This is a genomic window from Terrabacter sp. RAF57 (assembly GCF_052113925.1).
Classification (GTDB): domain Bacteria; phylum Actinomycetota; class Actinomycetes; order Actinomycetales; family Dermatophilaceae; genus Terrabacter.
Window position 1 is genome coordinate 639,031 of sequence record NZ_JBFRDT010000002.1, and the last position, 23,050, is coordinate 662,080.

Sequence of the window (23,050 nt, forward strand, 5' to 3'; positions counted from 1 at the left end):
TGGTCACCGCAGACCCTCGCCGAGGCGCCCCGGCAGGGGCACGGGGAGCGGCGCCAGCGACGCACGCGCCTCGGCGAGCAACGCCGACTCCGCCCGGTCGAACACATCCTGGGCGGAGTCTGGCGTGTCCCCGATGGCGGTCATGCCGACGCGACCGCACTCGGTGATCGAGCTGATCATGTGGAAGACGACGCCCGTCTGGCGCGACTGGTCGAAGTGCAGGCCGGCGCGCGCCACGAGGTCGAAGAGGTCGTCGACACCCATGCCCCGGAGCGTCTCGTCCTCGAGGTGGTCGGTCGCCACGAGGTGGCGTTCGGCGCCGGACGGGGTGACGAAGCGCCCCTCCTCGTGGACGTACGTGCCGTCGGTCAGGAACTGCAGCGTGAGGAACGGGTGCGTCGTGCCGCCCCTGCGCAGGTTGATCTCGATGGCGTGGGTCTGCCATTGCTCGCCCCGGCGCACGACGACGAAGTCGAGGGCGAACCGCCCGAGCACCCCTTTGTCCGCGAGGACCCGACCCACCTTCTCCGCCTCCCTCGTGATCGTCGTCGCGTAGGCCGGGTCGGCCGGGAACCGCGCACCGAGGTACATCTGGCCCGTCGGGCCACCGAGGACCTGGTCGTGGGTCGAGAGGATCTCCAGCTCCCCCAGGGGCGTCACGCGCAGCTGCACGCTCGGACTGCGCACCTCGTCGCCGACGATGCGCTCCTCGACGATGCCACCGCGCTCGTCGAGCCGCCCGAGGTAGGCACCGGTCTCGATGCGTGCGTCCTCGAGCTGCATGCCGAGCACCCGGTCGGTGACGACCGCACGCAGCGCGCCTGTCTCGCCGCCCGGATCCGCGGCCGCCGCGGCCGCCGCGGCCGCCGCGTCCACGGCGGTCAGGTCGACGAGGGCGTTGCCGGAGCCCGAGACACCCTCGTCGAGCTTGACCATCGCCCACTGCGCGCCGGGCCGCGACGCATGCAGCTCGAGCACGGCGTCGACGACATCGTCGACGGAGTGGACGTCCTCGGCGCCGAAGGGATGGTCGACGCCGGCCTCGGCGAAGATCCGTCGGCAGCCGGTCTTGGTGCCCAGCGGATAGAGGCGCGGGTCCGCGGCATACATGGGGATGCCGAGCATCAGCGCCAGGTCACGCTCGCGCGTCGTGCTCGTGTACGGGACGAGGTGCGACCTCGCGGGGTCCGTCACGAGGGAGGCGATGCGGGACAGGACCCGGGGGCGGGCCAGCAGCTTGTCGGTCAGAGGCCGCGGGGAGGAGTCACCCACCGAGACCAGGTCGAGTCGGGCCCTGGCATGGCTCGGGATGACGCCGGGGAGCAGCGACAGGTAGTACTCGACGATGTGCTCGTTGATCGGCATCGACGTCACGTAGACCATCCGGAGGCGCGGCTGACGCAGCAGCAGCAGCATGAAGAGGAAACGCTCCTCCATGGCCTGGTTCATGGCGCCCGCCGACTGCGTGAGGTTGTCGACGCTCATCGACGGCACGACGACCACCGACTCCCGTGGGTCGGCTTGACCGAAGCGGCGCCAGACCTCGGGCAGGGCCTCCTGCAGGTCGTCGAACAGTCTGCCGCGCGCCGCCTCGTCGAGCGCGTCGAGGCCACCGCCGTCCACCGTCGGGACGATCGGGGCCTGGGTCGTCGCATTCATGGGTCGTCCTCCCGGTCGGTGGTGCCGATGACCTCGTGGACCTCGAGTGGCCGCGAGATGCCGCGCAGCTCCACCGGCCCGAGTGAGCGCGTCTCGAAGCGCTCGTCGATCCCGGCACGCACGCGGGGGCTGATGAGGATCTGGCGGGCGGCAGCGGCCGCGCAGAGGCGGGCCGCGACGTTGGTGACGGTCCCGATCGCCGCGTAGTCCCAGCGTCCTTCGAAGCCGACCCGACCCAGCGTCGCGTAGCCCTGCGCGATGCCGACCCCGAAGCCGAGCTGGTGCCCCTGCCGGGACCACCCGGACGCGAGGTCGTCGACGCGGTCGCGCATGTCGAGCGCCATCCGCACGGCCCGCTCGGGTGCGTCCGGACACGGCGGGGGGTCGTTGAAGAACACCATCAGCCCGTCGCCGGCGAAGTGCTCCAACGTGCCCTCGTAGGCGAAGACGAGCTCCCCGAGGGCGCCGTGGTAGTCGCGCAGCACGGACATCGTCTCCTCCGGCTCGGCGGTCTCGGCGAACGCGGTGAAACCCCGCAGGTCGGTGAAGACCGTGGTGATGTCGCGTCGGTGGCTCTCGAGGAACGACTCGTCGCCGGACTCGACGATGAGGCCCGCGATCTGCGGAGACAGGAACCGGCGCAGGCGGCCCAGCCGGTCGAGGTCGTCCACCTGCTCGGCCACCCGGGTCTCGAGCTCGGCGTTCCAGCGCTCGAGCGCGACGGTCTGCTCGAGCACCGTGTCGTGCAGTCGTTTGACGCGCGCCAGCGAGCGGACCCGCGCCACGAGCTCGGCCTGGTCGAACGGCTTGGTGATGAAGTCGTCGGCGCCCACCTCGAGGGCGCGCAGCCGCTGCTGGGTCCCGCTCGCCGTCACCATGACGACGGGCAGCATCGCCGTGCGGGGGTCGGCCTTGATGCGCTCGCACGTCTCGTAGCCGTCCATGACCGGCATGAGCACGTCGAGCAGGAYGACGTCGACCTCGCACACGGCGAGCGCCTCGAGGGCAGCCTGCCCCGAGGCCTCCGAGCGCACGACGAAGCCCCGCGGCTCGAGGACGGCGTGCATGAGCTTGCGGTTCTGCTCGAGGTCGTCGACGACGAGGACCCGCACGCCCGTGAGCGGCGGGACCCTGGCATCGCGGTCGAGGGGCGTCACGGCTCCGGCGCCTCCCGTCGGGGCAGATGACGGCGCACCTGTGCCGGGAACTCACGGACGCTGATCGGCTTCTCGAGGTAGCCGGCGAAGCCCGAGACGAGGGCCCGCTCGCGGTCGCGGTGCATCGCGAACGCCGTGAGCGCGACGATCGGGATGTGCGCCGTCGGTTCGTGGTCCCGGATCAGCTCGAGGGCGGCGAAGCCGTCGATGCCGGGCAGCTGGAGATCCATGAGGATGACGTCCGGCAGGCTGGTCCTCGCCTGCTCGACCGCATCCTCACCGGTGGTGGCCACGAGGACGCAGAAGCCGGCATACTCCAGCACGTCCCGCGCGAGCTTGAGGTTGCGCGGGTTGTCCTCGACGATGAGCACGACGGGCAGCTCGCTCACGGCCCCTCCCCCTCCCGCACGTGCTCGGCGGCGACCGTCGCGAGCCGGCGCGCGAGCCCCGGCAGGTCGATGCCGGCCTTCTCGGCGACGAACGCGATGCGCCCCTCGAGACGCGAGCGGTCCTGTGGTGTCAGGGACTTCGCGGTGAGCACGACGATCGGCGGCCCATCGGAGTCTCGGTGCGGCCGCAGCTCGTCGATGACGGCGAAGCCGTCGACGTGGGGCATGAGCAGGTCGATGACGACGACGGACGGGGCGACCGCACGCACGAGGTCCGCCGCCTGCTGGCCGCCCGCGCACGTGTGCACCTCCCAGCCCAGCGGCTCGAGCGTGCTGCGCACGAGCTTGAGGGCGAGGGGGTCGTCGTCGACGACGACGACGCGCAGCCGAGGACTCTGCTCGTCCGCGCGCGGCGGTGGCAGCAGCCGCGTCACGGCGGCGAGGAGGTGCTCGCCGCTCACGGGCTTCACGAGGTACTCCGTGGCCCCCAGGGCGAAGCCACGGCCGCGCTCGGGCTCGACGCTGACCACGACCACGGGCACGTCGGCCGTGGCCGGGTCGTTCTTGAGCTCGGTGAGGACCTCCCACCCGTCCATCCCGGGCAGGTGGATGTCGAGGACGACCGCCACCGGGTCCTGTGCCCGGACGAGGTCGAGTCCCTGCTCGCCCGTCGACGCGGCGACGGGGCGGAGACCGGCTGCACGCAGGTGCAGCTCGACGAGCTCGGCCGAGCGCGGGTCGTCCTCGATGACGACGACGGTCGGACCGTCGACGTCGTCGCCGTCGACCGTCCACACGTCACCGCCGGCCTCCCGGTCGGCGTCGGGCTGCGGGACCGAGATCCCGAAGGTGCTCCCCTCGCCCGGTGTGCTCGTGAGCCAGAGTCGCCCGCCGTGCAGCTCGACGATGCGGCGGCTCAGGGTGAGACCGAGGCCGGTGCCCTCGCTCGACGACGCCGTCCGCTCGCCCTGCTGGAACGAGTCGAAGATGCGCTCCTGGTCCGCCGGCGCGATGCCGATGCCCGTGTCGGTGACCGTGACGCCGACCTCCTCACCGTCGCGCCAGGCCCGGACGACGATGCTGCCGCCGTCCGGCGTGAACTTCACGGCGTTGCTCAGCAGGTTGAGCAGGACCTGCTTGAGGCGCAGCTCGTCCGCCGTGACGAGGCCGAGCTCGTTCGACGCCTCCAGCGTCAGGCGTATGCCGTGCAGCGCCGCACGCTCGCGCACGAGCGAGAGCGCCTGGACGAGGATGTCGTCGATGGGGAAGGTCGTGAGGTCGAGCTCCATGCGTCCGGCTTCGATCTTGGACAGGTCGAGGATGTCGCCGAGGAGGGCGAGCAGGTGGCGACCGGCCGAGTGGATGTCCTGGAGGTAGTCCTCCTGCCGCTCGTTGAGGTCGCCGAACATCCGCTCGAGGAGCACCTCGGAGAAGCCGATGACGGCGTTGAGCGGTGTCCGCAGCTCGTGCGACATGCTCGCGAGGAACTCCGACTTGTGCTGGCTGGCCTCGGCGAGCGCGACGCTCTGCTGCTCGAGCTGCTGGTAGAGGCGGGCGTTGGTCAGCGCGACGGCCGACTGACTCGCGAAAGCCGCGAGCAGCTCGCACGTCTCGTCGCTGAACGAGCCCGTCGACTTGCGCCGCACGACGAGAGCCCCGACGACCCGGTCGGGACGCACGAGCGGGATGGCAACGAGCGAGCGCCAGCCCGACCCGTGGAGGACGGCGAGGTGCGGGTCGAGCGGCCCGGGCGCGGCGTCGAGGTCGGGGATCTGGAGCACCCGTCGGCCGCGCGCGGCCCGGCCCACCCACGTGCGGTCGATGTGGATCTCCGCGGCCCGCAGCGCATCGATGACGTACTCGCTCGTGCCGTAGGCCGTGCGCACCCGGAAGAGTCCCGTCGCCTCGTCGAACTCCATGAGCGAGCCGCCGTCGGTGTCCGACAGCTCGACCGCGTGGCTGACGATCGTCGTCAGCACCTCGTCCGCGACGAGCGTCGAGCTGATCGCCTCCCCCACCTCGGCGAGCGCCTCGAGCTGGTCGACCTTGCGGGCGAGCTCGGCCGACCTGCTCTCGAGCGCCGAGAAGAGCTCGACGTGCCGAAGGGCGAGCGCCGCCTGCTCGGCGAACGTCGACAGGAGCTCCTCGGCGGCCTCGTCGAAGGGCGCGACCTGCGTGCGCCACACGTTGAGGGCGCCGACGACCTGGTCGCCGACCACCATCGGCGCGCCCATCATCGTCCGGTAGCCACCGACCCGCTGGAAGTCGGTGCGACGGTAGTCCGGATCGGCGAGGACGTCCTCGATCTGGTGCACCCTCCGGTCGATGGTGACCCGTCCGACCAACGTCGCGCGGTCGCGGACGATCGGGTGCTGCGAGACGAAGTCGACGAACTCCGGCGTCAGTCCGCTCGACCGCGCGAGCACGAACGAGTCATCCTGCACGAGGTAGATCTGCGCGACCTGCGCGCCGAGGAGCCGCCGGGCGCTGTCGACGACCGCGTCGAAGACCTCGTCGCGGCTGGCGGCGCCGCCCGTCGTCGAGGCCGTGAGGACCTTGAGGATGTCGCTCGTCGCCCGCAGCTGCTCCTGCGTCGTCGCCAGCCGGTCGGCGAGCTGGTGGGCACCCCCGACCGCCTCGTCGCCCGTCTCTTCGAACCCGCTCATGCGAGTCCCCCATCGACCTGTGAGTCCCTGTGGTCCCCACACGAGTGTCCTCCCCGAACGGTCGGCGCACCATGGGAATCCGAAGAGCTCGACGACGGGGTCCAGCCGGCGCCCCGCGAGGCGGCGCGCAGATGACTGCACTCGGCACCGCCTCACCCCTACTCTGAAGACGAGCGCCCCGGGGGAACGGGCCCGCTCGCCCTGCTAAGGAAGGACTTTCATGCCTGACTCCAGCACCGTTGCCGGCCCGACTCCTGACCTCACGCGCAAGGCCGTGGCCGAGGCCGTCGGAACGTTCATCCTCGTCTTCTTCGCCGTGGGCGCCGCCGTCGTCGGCCTCGAGACGATGAGCAGGCTCGCCGTCGCCGTGGCCTTCGGCTTCGTGCTGCTCGCACTGGCGTACGCCATCGGCCCCGTCTCGGGCTGCCACGTCAACCCCGCCGTCACCCTCGGCGTGCTCATGCGCAAGGGCATCACGACGACCGAGGCGATCTACTACTGGATCGCCCAGCTCGTCGGTGCGATCGTCGGCGCGGCCCTGCTCAAGCTCATGGTCTCGAGCTTCGGTGGCGTCAAGGACGAGACCGGCGCCCTCGGGACCAACAACTGGGGCGCGACGATCACCGCGGGTGGCACCTTCGTGCTCGAGGTCGTCCTCACCTTCCTCCTCGTCCTCGTCGTCCTGCTCGTGACGAGCCGGGCCGCGGCACCGGGCTTCGCCGGACTCGCGATCGGACTCGTGCTCACCGTGATCCACATCGTCGGCATCCCGCTCGACGGCACCTCGGTCAACCCGGCCCGGTCCATCGGTCCTGCCCTGCTCAACGGCGGCGAGCCGCTGGCTCACGTGTGGATGTTCATCGTCGCGCCGCTCATCGGCGGTGCCATCGCGGCCCTCGCCTCCCCGTACTTCGAGACGGCCGTCTCGAAGACCGACACGGACCCGACGGGCGCCGACGTGCCCGCCTGACCGTGCTTCGCCGACTGTCCAACCTTGTGGCGCGCGCCTGCCCCATGATGAGTCCATGAGCGACGCATCCGCGGGCAGGCACGGGTCGAGCAGGCCGAAGGGCCGTGCCGCCGTCCGGTGGGTGGCCGCCCTGGCGGTGCTGGCCTGGCTCGCCATCGGGGGCGTCGGTGGTCCCCTCGTGGGGCGGCTGTCCGAGGTCGCCACCAACGACAACGCGAACTTCCTTCCCCCGTCGGCGGAGTCGACGTCGGTGAGCAAGCTCGTGGGCCGCACGACCGACACCCAGACACTCCCCTACCTCGTCGTGGTCGAGCGGCAGGGCGGGCTGACCCCGGCGGACCTCGCGGCCGTCCAGCGCTACGTCGACGGCATCCCCGGCCTGAAGCTCGCCGACCCCGGGCGCACGGTCGGCGAGTTCCTGCAGTCGCCCCCGACCCTCGCGATCCCCAGCCAGGACAAGCAGGCTGCGCTCGTCCCCGTCGCCTTCCTTGCCGACAAGGCCGAGGACACCATCGCCGGAAACACCGCGTTGTATGCCGTCGCGCAGGCCCTGCGCGAGTCCGCTGCGTCGACGTTGGGTGCGTCCGGCCTGACTGTCCACGTCACGGGTGCCGGCGGCTTCTTCGCCGACTTCATCATCGCCTTCGGCGGCATCGACGGCATCCTTCTGCTCGTCGCCCTCGGCGTCGTCTTCCTCATCCTGCTCATCGTCTACCGCAGCCCGATCCTGCCCTTCGCCGTGCTCATCTCGGCCGTGTTCGGCCTGTCCCTCGCGGCGCTCGTCGTCTTCCCCCTCGCCAAGAACGGCACGATCAGCCTGAGCGGCCAGAGCCAGGGCATCCTGTCGATCCTCGTCGTCGGCGCCGCGACCGACTACGCCCTGCTCCTCGTCGCGCGCTTCAAGGAGGAGCTGCACGACGAGGAGTCGACGTGGGCGGCGATGAAGATCGCGTGGCGGGCCTCGCTCGAGCCGATCGCCGCGAGCGCCGCCACTGTCGTCCTCGGCCTGCTCTGCCTGCGCCTGTCGGATCTCGGCAGCACCAAGGGTCTCGGTCCCGTCGGCGCGCTGGGCATCGTCGGCGCCTTCGTCGCGTCCCTGACCTTCCTGCCCGCGCTCCTGCTCCTCATCGGCCGACGCGTCTTCTGGCCGCAGGTGCCCCACGTCGACCACGTGCACAGCGCGGACGCGGTGGGCACCCGCGGCATCTGGGGCCGGGTCGCCGGCATGGTCGGGCGCCACCCCCGGCGCACCTGGGTGGTCACCCTCCTCGCCCTCGCGACCTGCGCGGCGTTCCTCCCGACGCTCAACGCGCGGGGCATCGCCCAGTCCGACCTCTTCCTCACCCAGGTGGACTCCGTCACCGGGCAGGAGGTGCTCGCGCGCCACTTCCCCGCCGGGTCCGGCTCCCCCGTCCAGATCGCCGCCCCCGAGGCCAAGGCCGATGCCGTGGTCGCGGTGCTCGAGTCGACCGACGGGGTCAGCAGCCCACAGGTGGGGCTCGTCCCCGGCCAGCCGCCGAAGGTCGTCGACGGCCAGGTCGTCGTGCAGGCCACGCTCGACGCCGCCGCCGACAGCGTCGCGGCCGAGGACACCATCGAGACGCTGCGCGCATCCCTCGACCGGGTCGGCTCCGACGTGCTCGTGGGAGGGACCACCGCGACGAACCTCGACGTGCGCCTCGCCAGCGAGCGCGACCTCAAGGTCATCATCCCGACGATCCTCGCCGTCATCTTCGTCGTGCTCATGCTGCTATTGCGCTCGATCGTGGCGCCGCTCGTCCTCGTCGCCGCGAACGTCCTGTCGTTCGCCGCGACGATGGGCGTCTCCGCGATCGCCTTCAACCACGTCTTCGGGTTCCCGGGCTCCGACCCGTCGACGCCGCTCTACGGCTTCGTCTTCCTCGTCGCACTCGGCATCGACTACTCGATCTTCCTCATGACGCGCGTCCGTGAGGAGTCGCGCACCCGTGGCACGCGGCCCGGCATCCTCGTGGGCCTCGCGGTGACGGGCGGTGTCATCACGAGTGCGGGCATCGTCCTCGCTGCGACCTTCTCGGCCCTCGCGGTGCTGCCGATCCTCTTCCTCGTCCAGATCGCCTTCATCGTCGCCTTCGGCGTCCTGCTCGACACGCTCATCGTGCGCAGCCTGCTCGTCCCGGCGGTGTCCTACGACCTCGGCGACCGCATCTGGTGGCCCATCGGGCTCCGCCGGACGCCCCGCCCGGCGGCGGGAGCCGGCGCGATCGACAGCGAGGGATCCGGAGCACCGCGCACTAGTGCGGCTTCAGGACGATCTGCAGAGCGATGACCGTGAGCCCGACCAGTCCCCCGGCGAGCGCGCCGGCGACCAGCCACGGTCCCCGCAGGCCGGCCCGCCTGCTGGCGACCGCCGACAGGAAGGCCAGGGTGAGCAGCCCGGTCAGCTCCACGGCGGGAAGGGTGTCGGCGTTCCCCAGCGCTGTCACCCGACCGATGACCAGGACGGCGAGCGGGGGCACGGCCGCCAGCAGGAGGTGCACCTGCCGGCGCGCCACTGCCAGCCATTCCGCGGTGGTGAGCCTCCGCTTCTCCGCAGCATGCTCATGGAGGACCTCCGAGAACGCGTGCGCCAGGCACACGGCCACGATCGGTGAGACGACGACGACAGCAGCGGATGGGAACGACAGGTCGGACCAGCCGGAGTAGGCGGACAGCACGGCCATCACGACGATGGTCGCGTAGGTCAGCCGCTCCAGGTCCAGGTCGACCCCGGCGACGCGCACCGAATGCGGATCTTGACTCGTCACGCGGACAAGGCTCGCACGGAAATGGCGGCCGCTCAGCGGATCATCGGACGACGTTGCGCCGCAGACCTGCCACGCAGGGGCTCGTTGGTACTAGCCTGACAAGCGCTGAGGTTGAGGCAGCCGGAGCGGGGGACGACCCATGAGCGAGAGCGGCACGTCGGCGTCGAGCGCGGACACCGAGACCCCACCCTTCGCGCTGGACGCCGACGAGGTCGTGGCCGCAGCCGGCTCCGACACGGACTCCGGTTTGACCGGGGCTCAGGTCGCGAGTCGCCTGGCGGCCGTCGGCCCCAACGCGATCGCCGCCGAGAGACCGCCGTCCGTCTGGGCCATCGCCGCGAGCCAGCTGCGCGATCCGATGAACATCATGCTGGTGGCCGTCGTGGTCGTGAGCCTGGCCATCGGCCAGGTGTCGACYGGCGTGATCGTCGGTCTGCTCATCGTCCTCAACCTCGCCCTCGGCACCCGGCAGGAGCTGACGGCCCGAGCCAGCGTCGACGCCCTCGCCAAGATGCAGACACCGCAGGCGCGGGTCGTCCGTGACGGCGCCCTCTCCCTCGTCCCCGCCACCGAGATCGTGCCCGGGGACGTGGTGCAGGTCGAGGCAGGCGACATCGTCCCGGCAGACGGACGCATCGTCCGTTCCGCCACCCTCGAGGCCCAGGAAGCCGCGCTGACCGGGGAGAGCGTGCCGATAGCAAAGGACCATTCCGCTCTGGGATCCGTGGACGTCGCTCTCGGCGACCGGACCAACATGCTCTTCCAGAACACGTCCGTCACTCGCGGCACCGGCACCATCGTGGTCACCGCGACGGGGCAGCGGACGCAGATGGGCCAGATCGCGACCATGCTCAGCTCGGTCACGCGAAAGCGTTCACCGCTGCAGAAGGAGCTCGACACCCTCACCAAGGTGCTGGGCGTCATCGCCTGGGGAGCGGTCGCCGTCATCGTCGTCGTCGGTCTCGTCCGCGGGACGCCGGCCAAGGACCTGCTGCTGCTGGGCACGGCGATGGCCGTCTCCGCGATCCCCACGGGAATGCCGGCCTTCGTCTCCGGACTCCTGTCGATGGGCGCCAAGCAGCTGGCTGCGTCCAAGGCCGTGGTCAAGAACCTCACCGACGTCGAGACGCTCGGGTCGACGAGCGCGATCAACACCGACAAGACGGGCACGCTGACCCTCAACGAGATGATGGTGTCCACGCTGTACGCGAGCGGGTCGTGGTTCACCGTCGACGGCGAGGGCTACCGCAAGAGCGGGGCGATCCGGGCCGTGGCCGGCACACCGGTCCCCGACTTCACGCGCCTGGGCCTCGGGTTGTGCCTCGACAGCGACGCGGTGGTCGGCGACGACGGCTCGGTGATCGGGGACCCCACCGAGGCGGCGCTGGTGGTGCTCGCCGCGAAGCTCGGGATCGACGCCGAGGAGACCCGCCGAACCTACCCGCGCCTGGCCGAGGTGCCCTTCGACTCCGAGTACAAGTTCATGGCCACGTTCCACCGGGTGACCCTCGAGGGGGCCGAGCACCTCATCGAGCTCGTCAAGGGCGCCCCCGACGTGGTCATCGCCCGATGCACCCTGGCGGGTGGTCCGCTGAGTGGCTCGCAGGTCCCCATCGGGCAGGCGCTCGACGGCGTCCTGGAGGCCAACGAGCGGATGGGCGGCAAGGGACTGCGCGTGCTCGCGTTCGCGGCTCGCCTCGTCACCGACGACGAGGTGGCAACCATGGACGCCGACCCCATGGCTCTGACGCAGGGCCTGTCCTTCGTCGGGCTCGCCGGGATCATCGACCCCCTGCGCACCGAGGCGAGGAGCGCTGTCGCGACGGCCCTGACGGCCGGGATCGACGTGCGGATGATCACCGGTGACCACGCCGTCACGGCTCAGGCGATCGGCCAGGAGCTGGGGCTGGGTCCGGGGGCCATCAGCGGCGCCGATCTGCAGGCGCTGAGCGACGAGGAGCTGAAGCAGCAGCTGCCGATGCTGCACGTGTTCGGCCGCGTCACGCCCGAGGACAAGCTCCGGCTGGCTCGGGCGATGCAGGAGGAGGGGATGATCGTCGCGATGACCGGCGACGCCGTCAACGACGCCGCCGCCCTCAAGCAGGCAGACATCGGCGTCGCGATGGGGAGCGGCAGCGAGGTGACCAAGCAGGCCGCACGCATGGTGCTCACGGACGACAACTTCGGGACGCTCGTCCACGCCGTCGAGATCGGGAGGCGCGCGTACGACAAGGTCGTCTCGTACGTGCGCTACCAGATGACCCAGCTGCTCTCGCTGGTGTTCCTCTTCCTCGCGGCAACCGTGTTCGACGTCAACCGGGGTGTCGCGATGACCCCGACCATGGTGCTCTTCCTGCTGTTCTTCGCGACGGCCGTCGGTGTCATCGTCATCGCCGTCGACCCGGGTGACCCCGACGTCATGAGCCGGCCGCCCCGCGACCCCGGCCTCACCATCACGAACCGGTCGGCCGTCGTCATGTGGCTGGCCTACGCGGCGGTGCTGTTCGTCGCCGCCTTCATGCCGTTGGTGCTCGGGCCGGACGAGCCCAGCCCCACGCGAGCATCCGTGTCGATGACGATGACGTTCGTGGTGATGGGCCTGGGCACCGCGTTCAACGCGGTGGTCAACCGGCGCGACCCCACCAGCGGACTCACACCCCCGATCCTCAGGGCGCTGGCGATCGCCCTCATTCCGGTCGGGATGCTCCTCCTGGCGACCCAGCTGCCGACGTTGCAGCAGGCACTGCTGACCTCCGAGCTCACGCCGGGCCAGTGGCTCGTCTGCGCAGCCCTGGCAGCCGCGCTCCCCGCCGTCGTCGAGCTCGGCAAGCTGGTCAGGCGGCGCCGGCTCGCACCGGCGGACGCCCTCGACCCGCAGTCGGCGGTCGCGCCTGCCCGCGCCCTGACGACGCCGCGCGCCTGAGCGGCGACCCGAGGGCTTTCAGGTCGCCCCACCCACCGGCGAAACCTCGACGTCGTCCTTCCTCGTCAGCTCACCGGCGATGTCGCGTTGCATCATGTCGGCGACGACACCGGTGTCGAGGCCCTGGCCGAGCAGGACCGCGAGCTTGGTGAGCGCTGCCTCGCACGTCATGTCGTAGCCCGGCACGGCGCCGGCCCGCATCAGTGCCGACCCGGTCGCGTACGCCCCCGGCTGCACCGATCCGCGGACGCACTGGGTGACGACGACCACGACGATGTCCTCGGCCGTGGCGGCCTCGACGACGGCCATGAACTCCCGGTCGTTCGAGGGTCCGTTGCCCGCCCCGTAGGCCTCGATGACGAGTCCCTGCAGCGGCGGTCGACACAGGTTCGCGAGGATGGAGGCCGAGAACCCGGGAAAGAGCCGCACCGCTGCCACCTCCCCCAGCCGCCCGGCCCGCAGCTCGGGTTCCCCGTCGGCGGGGCGCACCAGGGAGTCCCGGACGTCGATGTCGATGCCGATCGCGGCGAGCGGTGGGAAGCGTGGCGAGTCGAAGGCGTCGAGGCCCGAGGCGTCGACCTTCGTCGCCCGGTTGCCCCGCAGCAGCACCTCGCCGAAGAGGAGCGAGCTCTCCGGGACGTCGGACCGCGCCGCGACCTGGAGCGCCCCGATGAGGTTCTGCCGTCCGTCGCTGCGGGTGCGGGCGACCGGGATCTGCGACCCGGTGACGATGACCGGCTTGCCGAACGACGGGAGCAGGAACGAGAGCGCGGACGCCGTGTAGGCCATCGTGTCCGTCCCGTGCAGGACGACGAAGCCCCGGTGACGGCTGCGGCGCTCGTAGAGGACTCGAGCGATGGCGCACCAGTCGTCGGGCGTCGCGTTGGCGGAGTCGATGGGTGGGTCGAGCTCCTCGAAGACGATCGGGGGCAGCTCCCCTCTCGAGTTCTCCACGATCCAGTCGACATAGGGAGCGAGCGCACCCGCCACGGGCGCGTAGCCGTCCGGGGTGTCGACCATCCCGATGGTCCCACCGGTGTGAAGCACGAACACGCTGTCGCTCACGTGTCTCCCTTGGTCGGATCCCGGACTCTCGCGAGTCGACGCCCCAGGCCGCCGGTCCCGGCCTGTGCCGCTCACCGTGGCACCGGACGCTCCGCCGTGTCCAGACCTCGTCAGGGATGCGCCCTTACGGATGTCCACCGCTCCCGTGAGCGGGCCACCGGACGCGGGTGCGTTCACCCCGTCCGGATGATCCGCAGCAGCCTGCTCGGTGTCACGCTCAGGGAGTGTCGATGACGAGGATGAGGTCCGGGGATGGCTGCCCCTCCGCCGTGGACGGTGGGTGACGGTGACCCCGGCCGCGGCTCCTGACGGGCGGACAGCTGCCGCGGCGCCCCTGACGGCCTCGCGGTCCTTCCACGTCATGTCCAAGCCCACCGGCGCCATCTGCAACCTCGACTGCGAGTACTGCTTCTTCCTGTCCAAGGACGAGCTCTACCCGGGCAGCAGCTTCCGGATGGACCCGCAGGTCCACGAGGCGTACATCGGCCAGCTCCTCGCGGCCCAGCGCGGCGCCGACGAGGTGGTGGTGGCGTTCCAGGGCGGCGAGCCGACCCTCATGGGCCTCGACTTCTTCCGACGAACGCTCGAGCTGGAGGAACGTCTCGCCGCGCCGGGGCAGCGGATCCTCAACACCCTGCAGACCAACGCCACGCTCCTCGACGACGAGTGGTGCGCCTTCCTGCGCGACCACCACTTCCTCGTCGGCGTCTCGATCGACGGACCGCGCGAGATGCACGACGCCTACCGTGTCGACAAGGGCGGCAAACCCACCTTCGACCGGGTCATCGGGGGTCTCGAGGCGCTCAAGCGCAACGGGGTCGAGTGGAACGCCCTCACCACGGTGAACGCCGCCAACGGCGACCACGGCCGCGAGGTCTACGGCTTCCTGCGCGACGAGCTCGGGGCCACGTTCGTGCAGCTCATCCCCATCGTGGAGCGGGTGACGCCCGAGCTGCTCCCGCTTGCCGAGTCGGGATGGGGCGCCCGGTCCGGTGACCGGCCGCTCTACGTGCAGGACGGCAGCCTCGTCACCCACCGCACGGTCAGTGCACACCAGTACGGCCGCTTCCTCGTCGACGTCTTCGAGGAGTGGGCCCGCCACGACGTCGGCGACGTCTTCGTCTCGATGTTCGACACCGCCCTCGCCCACTGGATGGGCATGGACCAAGCCGGCCTGTGCGTCCATGCCCGCACGTGTGGGGACGCCGTCGCGCTCGAGCACAACGGCGACCTCTACTCGTGCGACCACTACGTGGAGCCGGGCTACCTCCTCGGCAACATCCGGCAGGGACGAACGCTGCTCCAGCTCGTCGACTCGCCCCAGCAGCGCGCCTTCGGGCAGGCCAAGCTCGACACGCTGCCGGCCTACTGCCGCTCGTGCGACGTCCGGTTCGCCTGCAACGGCGGCTGCCCCAAGGACCGCTTCCTCACCGCCCCCGACGGCGAGGCCGGCCTGCACTACCTCTGTGAGGGCTACCAGCTCTTCTTCCGACACGTCGACGCACCCATGCGCGTCATGGCGTCCCTGTTGCGTCGAGGCCGGGACGCCACGGGGCTGAGGGAGTGGTATGCCGTCCGCGACGCCGAGCGCCACCCGGGTGACCCCTGCTCATGCCTCGGTGGCGCCGTGTGGGCGGACTGCCATGGTGCCGGCACGAGCGATGACGCGCGCCCCTGACCACGGCTCTCCTGAGCGCCGACCTTTTCATCCGCCGAGGGTGAGGCACAGGGCACCGTCCCCGTCACATGCTGGGCGGAGCCCCGCCTGAGGAGCACCCGTCCCTTCGTCGGATCGGCGAGCGCCGACGATCGTGAGCAGTCGCGAGCAAGGAGTCATGACATGGCGCAACCGTTTCGTGGTGTGGTCAACGTCGACATCAGGGACTCGGTGGAGGACTGGGCCCCGTTCGCCCCGCCGAAGGCACCCGAAGGGTCGCCCAACGTCGTGTACATCGTGCTCGACGATGTCGGGTTCTCCGCCATGAGCTGCTACGGCGGCCCCATCGAGACCCCGAACATCGACAAGATCGCCGGCGACGGGGTGCGCTACACCCAGTGGCACACAACAGCCCTGTGCTCGCCCACCCGGTCGTGCCTGCTCACCGGACGCAACCACACCCGGAACTCCATGGCGTGCATCACGGAAGGGGCCAGTGGCTTCGCCAACGCCAGCGGCACCATCCCGCCCGAGAACGGGATGCTTCCGGAGATCCTCGGCGAGCGGGGCTGGAACACCTACATGGTCGGCAAGTGGCACCTGTGCCCCACGGTCGAGATGAACCTCGCCTCGACGCGTCGCAACTGGCCGACCGGGCGTGGCTTCGAGCGCTGGTACGGGTTCCTCGGGGCCGAGACCAGCCAGTGGTACCCGGAGATCACCTACGACAACCATCCGGTCGACCAGCCGAGGTCGCCCGAGGAGGGCTACCACTTCGGTGAGGACATCACCGACAAGGCCATCGAGTTCATCATGGACGCCAAGGCCGTCGCGCCGGACAAACCCTTCTTCCTCTACTACGCACCGGGTGCCGCGCACGCGCCGCACCACGCGCCCAAGGCGTGGATCGAGAAGTACGCCGGGCGTTTCGACGCGGGCTACGAGGCGATGCGTGAGGCCACCCTGGCCCGTCAGGTCGAGATGGGCATCGTCCCCGCGAACACCGAGCTCCCACCGATGAACCCGATCGGCACGCCGGAGACGCGCACCGGCCCGGACGGCCAGCCGTTCTCGGCCGTCGACACCACGCGGCCGTGGGACTCGCTGTCCGAGCAGGAGCAGCGCCTCTTCGCCCGGATGGCGGAGGTGTACGCCGGTTTCCTGTCCCATGCCGACGCCCAGATCGGTCGGTTGCTCGACTACCTCGAGGAGACGGGCCAGCGGGAGAACACCATGGTCATCCTCGTCTCGGACAACGGTGCGAGTGGTGAGGGCGGCCCGGACGGGTCGGTCAACGAGATGTTGTTCATGAACGGCATCCCCGACGACATCGACGTCAACCTCGCCATGCTCGACGAGCTGGGCGGGCCCAAGACGTACAACCACTACCCGAACGGGTGGGCGATGGCGTTCAACACGCCCTTCAAGATGTGGAAGCGCTACGAGTTCAACGGTGGCACCTCCGACCCGTGCGTGATCTCGTGGCCGGCCGGCATGACCGCCAAGGGTGAGATCCGGGAGCAGTACCACCACGCCATCGACCTGGTGCCCACCGTCCTCGACGCCCTCGGCATCGAGGCCCCGGAGACCATCAAGGGCCACACACAGAGCCACTTCGACGGCGTCAGCATGCGCTACAGCTTCGACGACCCCGAGGCACCCGGGCGGCGGCAGACGCAGTTCTACTCGATGCTGGGCTCGCGGGGCATCTGGCACGACGGCTGGAAGGCCATCACCACGCACCCGACGATCAGCGGTTGGTCGCACTTCAACGACGACGAGTGGGAGCTCTACCACGTCGAGGTCGACCGCTCCGAGCTGCACAACCTGGCGGCGGAGCAGCCCGACAAGCTCCGTGAGATGGTCAACCTCTGGTACGCCCAGGCGGGCGCCAACGAGGGGTTCCCGCTCGATGACCGTTCGGCGCTGGAGATCCTCGTGTCCCCCCGGCCCCAGCTGTCGGCCCCGCGCGACCGGTACGTCTACTACCCCAACCACGCCGAGGTGCCCGAGGCCCAGGCCGTCGTGGTGCGCGGCCGGTCATTCGTCATCGGCGCGCTGGTCGACATCCCCGAGCCGGGCGCCCAGGGCGTGCTCTTCGCCCAGGGGTCGAGGTTCGGCGGACACAGCCTCTACGTCAAGGACAACCGGCTGCACTACGTCAACAGCTTCGTGGGCTTGTTCGAGCAGAAGGTCGTCGCGACCGAGGACCTGCCCACGGGCGAGAACCTCATCCTGTCGGCGTCGTTCGTCAAGGACGGCGCGGAGCAGACCCCCGTCGCCACCGGCACCCTGTCGCTCTACCACGGCGACACCGTGGTCGGAGAAGGCCAGATCAAGCTCCAGCCCGGCAGCTACATGATCGCCGGGGAGGGACTGGCGGTGGGGCGCGACATGGGCGACCCGGTCACGCAGGACTACCCCGGCKAGCGCCCGTACCGGTTCACGGGAGGCACCATCAGGCGCGTCGCCGTCGACGTGAGCGGCGAGCCCTACGTCGACCTGGAACGTGAGGCGCAGGGCATGTTGATGCGTGAGTGAACCGCCACTGACCTGCACGGTCGTCACACGATCGGTCCCGACGAAGGCCGCACAGGCCCACGGCTGGAGCATGAGCATGCATGAGGACGAGCGTGGCCGGGACGAGTCACCGGCCGACCTCGAACCACGGGGGCGGGTGCTCGACGAGATCCGCACACCGCGGGCGGCTGCCATCGCCGGGATCGCCTTCGCCGTGCTCCTGGGGGCGGTCGTCATCCTCATGTACCTGGCGCTCCCGGGCACCGGCGGCCGCTCGACGTGGATCACCGATGCGGAGCGCCGCGGCAGGGTCACGCTGGCGATGCAGCTCACCCCGTACGCGGGCATCGCCTTCCTGTGGTTCATCGGGGTGATCCGTTCCCGTCTCGGGCACCGCGAGGACAAGCTGTTCGCGACAGCCTTCCTCGGGTCGGGGCTGCTCTTCGTCGCCATGCTCTTCGCCGCATCTGCAGACGTCGGAGCGCTGCTCGCCCTCTACGACGGGCCCGACAGCGTCTCGCCGGAGTACGTCCGGCAGGTGGGGGCGGTCAGCACGGCCCTCCTGACGACGTTCGGCATCCGCATGGCAGCGGTCTTCACGATGGTCGTCACGAACCTCGGCCGTCGCACCGGGATCGTGCCGCGCTGGCTCGTGGCCGTGGGTTTCGTCGTGGCGCTGGTCCTGCTCCTCGCACCACCGCGGACGGTCTGGGCCGTCCTGCTCTTCCCGTTGTGGGTCCTGCTCCTCAGCCTGCACCTGCTGGTCACGTCGTTCCGACCGGAGCCGGCGACGGCGTAGGGCAGCGCAAGGAGCCGTGGAGCCCTGAGAGGGCCCCACGGCCCGGGTCACGCGTCAGCGGCGATCGCGGCGATCGTCGCGCCGGTCCTCACGGCGTTCACCGCGCCGGTGCATCCCGTGCGCGACGACGACGGCGCCGCCGACGGCGGCCACTGTCCTTCTCCTACGCCTGGCTGCGAGTGGCATGTCAGGCTCCTTCCTCTTGATCGGACTCGATGGCGGCGATGACGGCCTGGATCGGGATGCGCCCGCTGGCCACGAGCTGGCCGCCGGCGTGGCGCACCGCCGCGCCGAAGGGAGCCGCCCACAGGTTCTCCCACACCAGGACGGCCGCTGAGCTGCCGGGCTCGATGGTGTCGGCCAGGTCGGCGACGTCCTGCTCGCTGAGCAGCATGGCCAGCTCGGTCTCGTACGCACGGAGCTCGCCGATCTCCGAGTCCTCCAGGTCGGTTGCCTCGAAGGCCTCGAAGCTGCCGTCCTCCGCCTTCTTGAAGAACAGCAGGTCCAGGACCCGGATGAGCTCGCGGTCCACGTAGTCCTTGAGGATCGGGGCGATCTTGCCGTTGAGGGTGCTGCCCTCGAACTCCACGACGATCCAGTCCACCGGACCGAGCTCGTCGACGTTGAGAGTCATGTCATCTTCTCCTTGGGGTGCGTCCGATGGTCGGTGCGTCCGATGGGGGACCGATCTCAACGCTAGGAGCCGCTCGTCCGTGCCGCGTCATCCGCCGGGGATGAGCCTCTCGCCGTGGGCACGCAGATGCGGCCCCGTCAGCCGGACTCGCACGTCACGGTGGAGCTGGCGAGGGGACTCGAACCCCTAACCGCCTGTTTACAAGCCGCCGAGGGACTCCCAGGCGAAAACAAGCACCGACCTGCGAAAACAAGGTCGCGACCGACATGCCCGATGTCGCCGTGCGATCTGCGTGCTATTCGGCGCGTCCATCACTCTCACCTCCTGCTCCCGCCGACCGAGCCCGACCAGACCCTCATGGCTCCTAGCGGTCGGCTCTGGCCGCCTGACTCCCCTGACTCTTAACCCTCCTTGCGAGGCGGTAATGAGCGTCGTGTCATGCCGAGTTGGTCACCGTCGTGTGGTCTCCGATGGGCAGGTAGGCATCAAACGCTGTCCGCCATGAGTTGCTGCGTTCCACAGAGAACCCTGGTCGGAACGCCTCGAGGCGGCCGTTGCTGAGTCCTAGAGGACTCATCCAGCGAGGGCGGCGCAGAACGCGTCTAGACCCCGGCTCGTCCCCACGTCCGGCAGCACCACGTACGCGAGCCCGGACGCAAGCTGATCGACCCGACCGGCAGAGAAGAACGTCGAGCCATCAGGCAACGGGACCTTCACAAGCACGCCTGCGGTCGTCTCACGCACGATGTTGCCCTGCAGGTCGAGCTCCCCAGTGAAGTGGAAGGAGTACGGCGTCGACGTCAGGCTGACTCCGTTGGCCGTGAACGTGTCCACCTCGCGGAGGCTGACCTCGAAGAGCGTGCCGTTGGCGGTCTGTCGAACCGAGATCGTGCCTTCCTGGTACGGATGGTTGGCGACCGGGAACGCGCAGGCGCCAATGTCCTCCACGTCGCCGGGGTATCCGGCGACGCGGATGACATTGGCGTTCGGCTGCGCGTTCGCCGCGGCGGGGGCGAACAGGAGAAGCGCCACGGCGCCACAGGCGATGGTGAGTGTCCGAACGGGGTGCTTGGGCGATTTCACAGTGCGTCCACCTCCATGGACCGGCCGCGTGAACTCGACCCCTGTACACCCGGGCACGCGGCGCATCGGTTGCTCCCCTGAGACCGCATTAGCCTAGTGGCTGCCCTTCGGCCCTGTAGCGGAATCGCTCATGATGCCCTGAAGGAGTGCCCCCCTCGTCGAACCGCGGCGCCAGCCTTGACATGCCGTCTCATGCTGATCACCGATCCTGATGGCTGAGACACCTGTCCGCTCTGGGCCGCTACCCCCGGCCGCGGACGCTACGCCACGGACGTCACGCCGCTTGCCGAACGGGAGGCGTTGCCCACGTGCGGTTGGCCAGAAACGCTGACACCCCTGCGCGGCGATGCCAACCTGAAAGGTGCAACCGTTTCCGCGACCAGCAGTCACGTTGGAGGTCACGATGTCAGGTCTTGTGCGCAAGAGCCTCGACTCGCCCGAAGAGACGCGCCCCTTCGAAGGGGACACGGGCCAGCTGCAGCTAGTGAACACGCAAGAAGGGATCGTCGGCCGGGCGACGTTCTTGCCCGGCTGGAGATGGTCCGAGCACGTCAAACCGATCGCCGGCACGGACAGCTGCCAGGCGGCCCACCTGGGCTACTTCGTGTCCGGCCGCATGAAGGTCGTCATGGACGACGGCGAGGAGACGGACTACGGCCCGGGCGACTTCGCGGCCATGGCGCCGGGCCACGACGCCTGGGTCGTGGGGGACGAGCCCTGCGTCTTCATCGACTGGCAGGGTTTCGCCGACTACGCAAAGCGCTGACGCGCCGGGCTCGGGACGCCACGTCTCGATAGAGCCGCGAGGCGCGCGATCGGGCGTCCGGCAGGGTCGCGAGCGTCACTAGGGGGCTCCTGCGCCACAGGATGTCTGCTGAGGGAGGCGCCGCACCGGCCCCTAGCAGTGCACGTGAGCCCGCCGCCCTGACGACGAGAACGCCTGCGTGGATGCGATCGAGAGAGAACGACATGACTACTAGCCCGACTGGGCCGTGCAAGCCGCTGCCCTGTCGCCTCAACCTTCGCTACAAATGGGGCGTGGAACACTCTTCTGGCGGTGGACAGGATCGGCGTTGCGCCCGGTGCGGGAAGGACGATCCCGGCGGGTCCCCCGACCGCCCCGTAGACTTCGGCGATCACTTCGAAGGCAGGCCGACACACGTCGCCGGCAAGCCTGGTGACGTCTCTGCCATCCCGGCGCGTGATCCCGAAGTCATAGCCGAATCCGGAAACGTGGACGTCCGACGTTGCCGCTGTGGGCGTGTCCATCGGACTGGGGTTGACTGGCGATTCAACCCGGGATCAACCTTGGCTCCGACGACGTGGCGCGTGCGTGCCGCGCAGCCTTGAGGCATGACTTTCACCGACTACCTCATCAACGCGATCTTCCTTCTCGTCGTGCTTCGCCAGGCCCGGGAGCGGCGCCTGGACGCCCGCAGCATCATTGCGCCGATGGCCCTCGTGGTCTTCGTCGCCACCCACTACGTCCACACCATCCCCACCGGCGGCTCCGACCTCACCCTGGCCCTCGCCCTGACCCTGCTCGGCCTGTTCCTGGGTGTCCTGTGTGGTTACGCCACGCGCGTCCGAGCCGACGCGGACGGCTCCCGGTTCGCCCGCGTCGGCCCGGTCGCGGCGACACTGCTGCTGATCGGCATCAGCGCTCGACTGATCTTCGTGTTCGCCCTCGAGCACGGCGCGGGCCCGGCCATCCGCGATTTCAGCATCGTCCACCACATCAGTGCGGCTGCCTGGCCACTGGCCTTGGTCTCCATGGCCTTGTGCGAGGTCACCGCCCGCCTGGTCATCGTGCAGGTTCGCGGGCAGCGGCTCGCCCCGCGCCACCCTGCCGGTATCACCCTGTCGGGCGACCGGGTGGTCTGAGCTGTCCCCCTTTCTCATTCGTGTCTCTCCTCGGGCTCGCTTGCGCGGGCTCGAGGAGGTTCCATGGAGTCCTAGGCGATCCCAGGACCGCCACGGCCCACGGCCAGCGAGGTGACCACCATGACGACACGCGCAGCAAGCGCTGGTGGCAGGACCGGGCAGGCCCATGCAGCCGCGCACCAACGACTGCGCCACCAGCGTGACCTGCTCAGACCACTGGGATGGGCCGTCATCGCGGTGGTCGCCGCAACCGCCCTGACGACGACGCCGACGCCCGGCCTACGCGGCGCGTCCGGCGGCGTGACGCTGGCCCTGGTCGGGTATGCCGCCACGACCGTGGTCGCCATCAGCGGCCGGTTCCTCGACCGCCCGCCCACGGTTCAGGTCGTACTCCTCGCCGTCATGGGGGTGGCCGGGGTCGCCCTGGTCGCCCTCCAGCCGCGCGGTGCGACCGGGCTGGCGGTCGGCGCCGCGGTGTGGATGGCCATGACCCGTCTGCCACTGGCCCTGGGCGTCGTAGTCGGCGCGACCATCACCGTAGGCCAGGCCATCGCCGCGCTGCGTGGCGGCGCGACCACCGCGGCCGTGCTGGCGGCCACCCTCCTCAACGCCCTGCTGGGACTGGTCGCGTACGTGGTGCGCGCCGCGCGCGCAGCCCAGGACCACACCGAGCTTCTCCTCGCCCAGCTCGCTGACGCCCGCGACGAGCAGGCGCGCGCCGCGGCCCTCGCCGAGCGCAGCCGGATCGCCGCCGAGCTCCACGACGTGCTGGCCCACTGCCTGTCCGGCGCCGCGATCCAACTGCAGGGCGCCCGGCTCCTCGCCGCCCGCGAGCCCACCAGCGCGCGGGTGCAGGAG

General features: G+C 70.2%; 17 protein-coding genes. 9 read left to right on the plus strand and 8 right to left on the minus strand.

Features of this window, described 5'->3' with window-relative positions; translation table 11 throughout:
* Positions 1-3: 3 nt before the first annotated feature.
* Genes AB4Y83_RS04900 through AB4Y83_RS04915 form a run of 4 tightly spaced genes read right to left on the minus strand, consistent with a single transcriptional unit; the run spans position 4 to position 5,871 of the window.
* Positions 4-1,659, minus strand: coding sequence for a peptide ligase PGM1-related protein (locus AB4Y83_RS04900; protein ID WP_442296171.1), 1,656 nt, complete (start codon positions 1,657-1,659; stop codon positions 4-6).
* Entirely contained in the window at positions 1,656-2,816 is a 1,161-nt protein-coding gene (locus AB4Y83_RS04905; RefSeq protein WP_442296172.1) for a response regulator, read from the minus strand. Before AB4Y83_RS04905 ends, AB4Y83_RS04900 begins: the two co-directional genes overlap by 4 nt.
* On the minus strand, positions 2,813-3,205 hold the full coding sequence (locus tag AB4Y83_RS04910; protein WP_442275337.1) for a response regulator: 393 nt from the start codon (positions 3,203-3,205) through the stop codon (positions 2,813-2,815). The genes AB4Y83_RS04905 and AB4Y83_RS04910 overlap by 4 nt, the downstream gene beginning before the upstream one ends.
* The gene (locus tag AB4Y83_RS04915; RefSeq protein WP_442296173.1) at positions 3,202-5,871 is read right to left on the minus strand and encodes a response regulator; all 2,670 of its coding nucleotides are present in this window, start codon (positions 5,869-5,871) and stop codon (positions 3,202-3,204) included. The genes AB4Y83_RS04910 and AB4Y83_RS04915 overlap by 4 nt, the downstream gene beginning before the upstream one ends.
* A 220-nt stretch (positions 5,872-6,091) precedes the next feature.
* On the opposite strand from AB4Y83_RS04915, the gene AB4Y83_RS04920 reads away from it, so the two are divergent.
* Together AB4Y83_RS04920 and AB4Y83_RS04925 are read left to right on the plus strand one after the other, a co-directional pair.
* On the plus strand, positions 6,092-6,841 hold the full coding sequence (locus AB4Y83_RS04920; RefSeq protein WP_442275339.1) for an MIP/aquaporin family protein: 750 nt from the start codon (positions 6,092-6,094) through the stop codon (positions 6,839-6,841).
* Positions 6,842-6,896: 55 nt separating this feature from the next.
* Positions 6,897-9,149, plus strand: a complete 2,253-nt coding sequence (locus AB4Y83_RS04925) for an MMPL family transporter (RefSeq protein ID WP_442275340.1) — start codon at positions 6,897-6,899, stop codon at positions 9,147-9,149.
* Here the strand turns inward: AB4Y83_RS04925 and AB4Y83_RS04930 are convergent.
* Positions 9,115-9,603 (minus strand): hypothetical protein, encoded by a 489-nt coding sequence (locus AB4Y83_RS04930; protein WP_442275341.1) that lies wholly within the window; start codon positions 9,601-9,603, stop codon positions 9,115-9,117. The genes AB4Y83_RS04925 and AB4Y83_RS04930 overlap by 35 nt on opposite strands.
* Positions 9,604-9,766: 163 nt before the next feature.
* On the opposite strand from AB4Y83_RS04930, the gene AB4Y83_RS04935 reads away from it, so the two are divergent.
* A complete protein-coding gene (locus AB4Y83_RS04935; RefSeq protein ID WP_442296174.1) occupies positions 9,767-12,550 on the plus strand; it encodes a cation-translocating P-type ATPase in 2,784 nt (927 codons plus the stop codon).
* Positions 12,551-12,568: 18 nt separating this feature from the next.
* Here AB4Y83_RS04935 and AB4Y83_RS04940 read toward each other — a convergent pair whose 3' ends face one another.
* Positions 12,569-13,615 (minus strand): type I asparaginase, encoded by a 1,047-nt coding sequence (locus AB4Y83_RS04940; RefSeq protein ID WP_442275343.1) that lies wholly within the window; start codon positions 13,613-13,615, stop codon positions 12,569-12,571.
* A 280-nt stretch (positions 13,616-13,895) separates the two neighbouring features.
* On the opposite strand from AB4Y83_RS04940, the gene AB4Y83_RS04945 reads away from it, so the two are divergent.
* The 3 genes from AB4Y83_RS04945 to AB4Y83_RS04955 all read left to right on the plus strand — a co-directional run bounded on the left by AB4Y83_RS04945 (position 13,896) and on the right by AB4Y83_RS04955 (position 18,591).
* Entirely contained in the window at positions 13,896-15,293 is a 1,398-nt protein-coding gene (locus AB4Y83_RS04945; protein WP_442296175.1) for an anaerobic sulfatase maturase, read from the plus strand.
* 162 nt (positions 15,294-15,455) lie between these two features.
* Positions 15,456-17,813, plus strand: coding sequence for an arylsulfatase (locus AB4Y83_RS04950; RefSeq protein WP_442296176.1), 2,358 nt, complete (start codon positions 15,456-15,458; stop codon positions 17,811-17,813).
* A gap of 70 nt (positions 17,814-17,883) precedes the next feature.
* Complete coding sequence (locus AB4Y83_RS04955) at positions 17,884-18,591, plus strand: hypothetical protein (protein WP_442296177.1); 708 nt, start codon at positions 17,884-17,886, stop codon at positions 18,589-18,591.
* A 187-nt stretch (positions 18,592-18,778) separates the two neighbouring features.
* On the opposite strand, the gene AB4Y83_RS04960 is transcribed toward AB4Y83_RS04955, so the two are convergent.
* Together AB4Y83_RS04960 and AB4Y83_RS04965 are read right to left on the minus strand one after the other, a co-directional pair.
* Complete coding sequence (locus AB4Y83_RS04960; RefSeq protein ID WP_442275347.1) at positions 18,779-19,225, minus strand: DUF6325 family protein; 447 nt, start codon at positions 19,223-19,225, stop codon at positions 18,779-18,781.
* Between the two features lie 573 nt (positions 19,226-19,798).
* Entirely contained in the window at positions 19,799-20,257 is a 459-nt protein-coding gene (locus tag AB4Y83_RS04965) for a hypothetical protein (RefSeq protein WP_442296178.1), read from the minus strand.
* 535 nt (positions 20,258-20,792) lie between these two features.
* Between AB4Y83_RS04965 and AB4Y83_RS04970 the strand changes: the two genes are divergently transcribed.
* From AB4Y83_RS04970 to AB4Y83_RS04980, 3 genes are all read left to right on the plus strand, one after another.
* Positions 20,793-21,074 (plus strand): cupin domain-containing protein, encoded by a 282-nt coding sequence (locus AB4Y83_RS04970; RefSeq protein ID WP_442296179.1) that lies wholly within the window; start codon positions 20,793-20,795, stop codon positions 21,072-21,074.
* 587 nt (positions 21,075-21,661) lie between these two features.
* Entirely contained in the window at positions 21,662-22,192 is a 531-nt protein-coding gene (locus tag AB4Y83_RS04975; RefSeq protein WP_442296180.1) for a hypothetical protein, read from the plus strand.
* 120 nt (positions 22,193-22,312) lie between these two features.
* Positions 22,313-23,050, plus strand: a 738-nt coding sequence (locus tag AB4Y83_RS04980) for a histidine kinase (RefSeq protein WP_442296181.1), incomplete at its 3' end; no start/stop codon positions are given.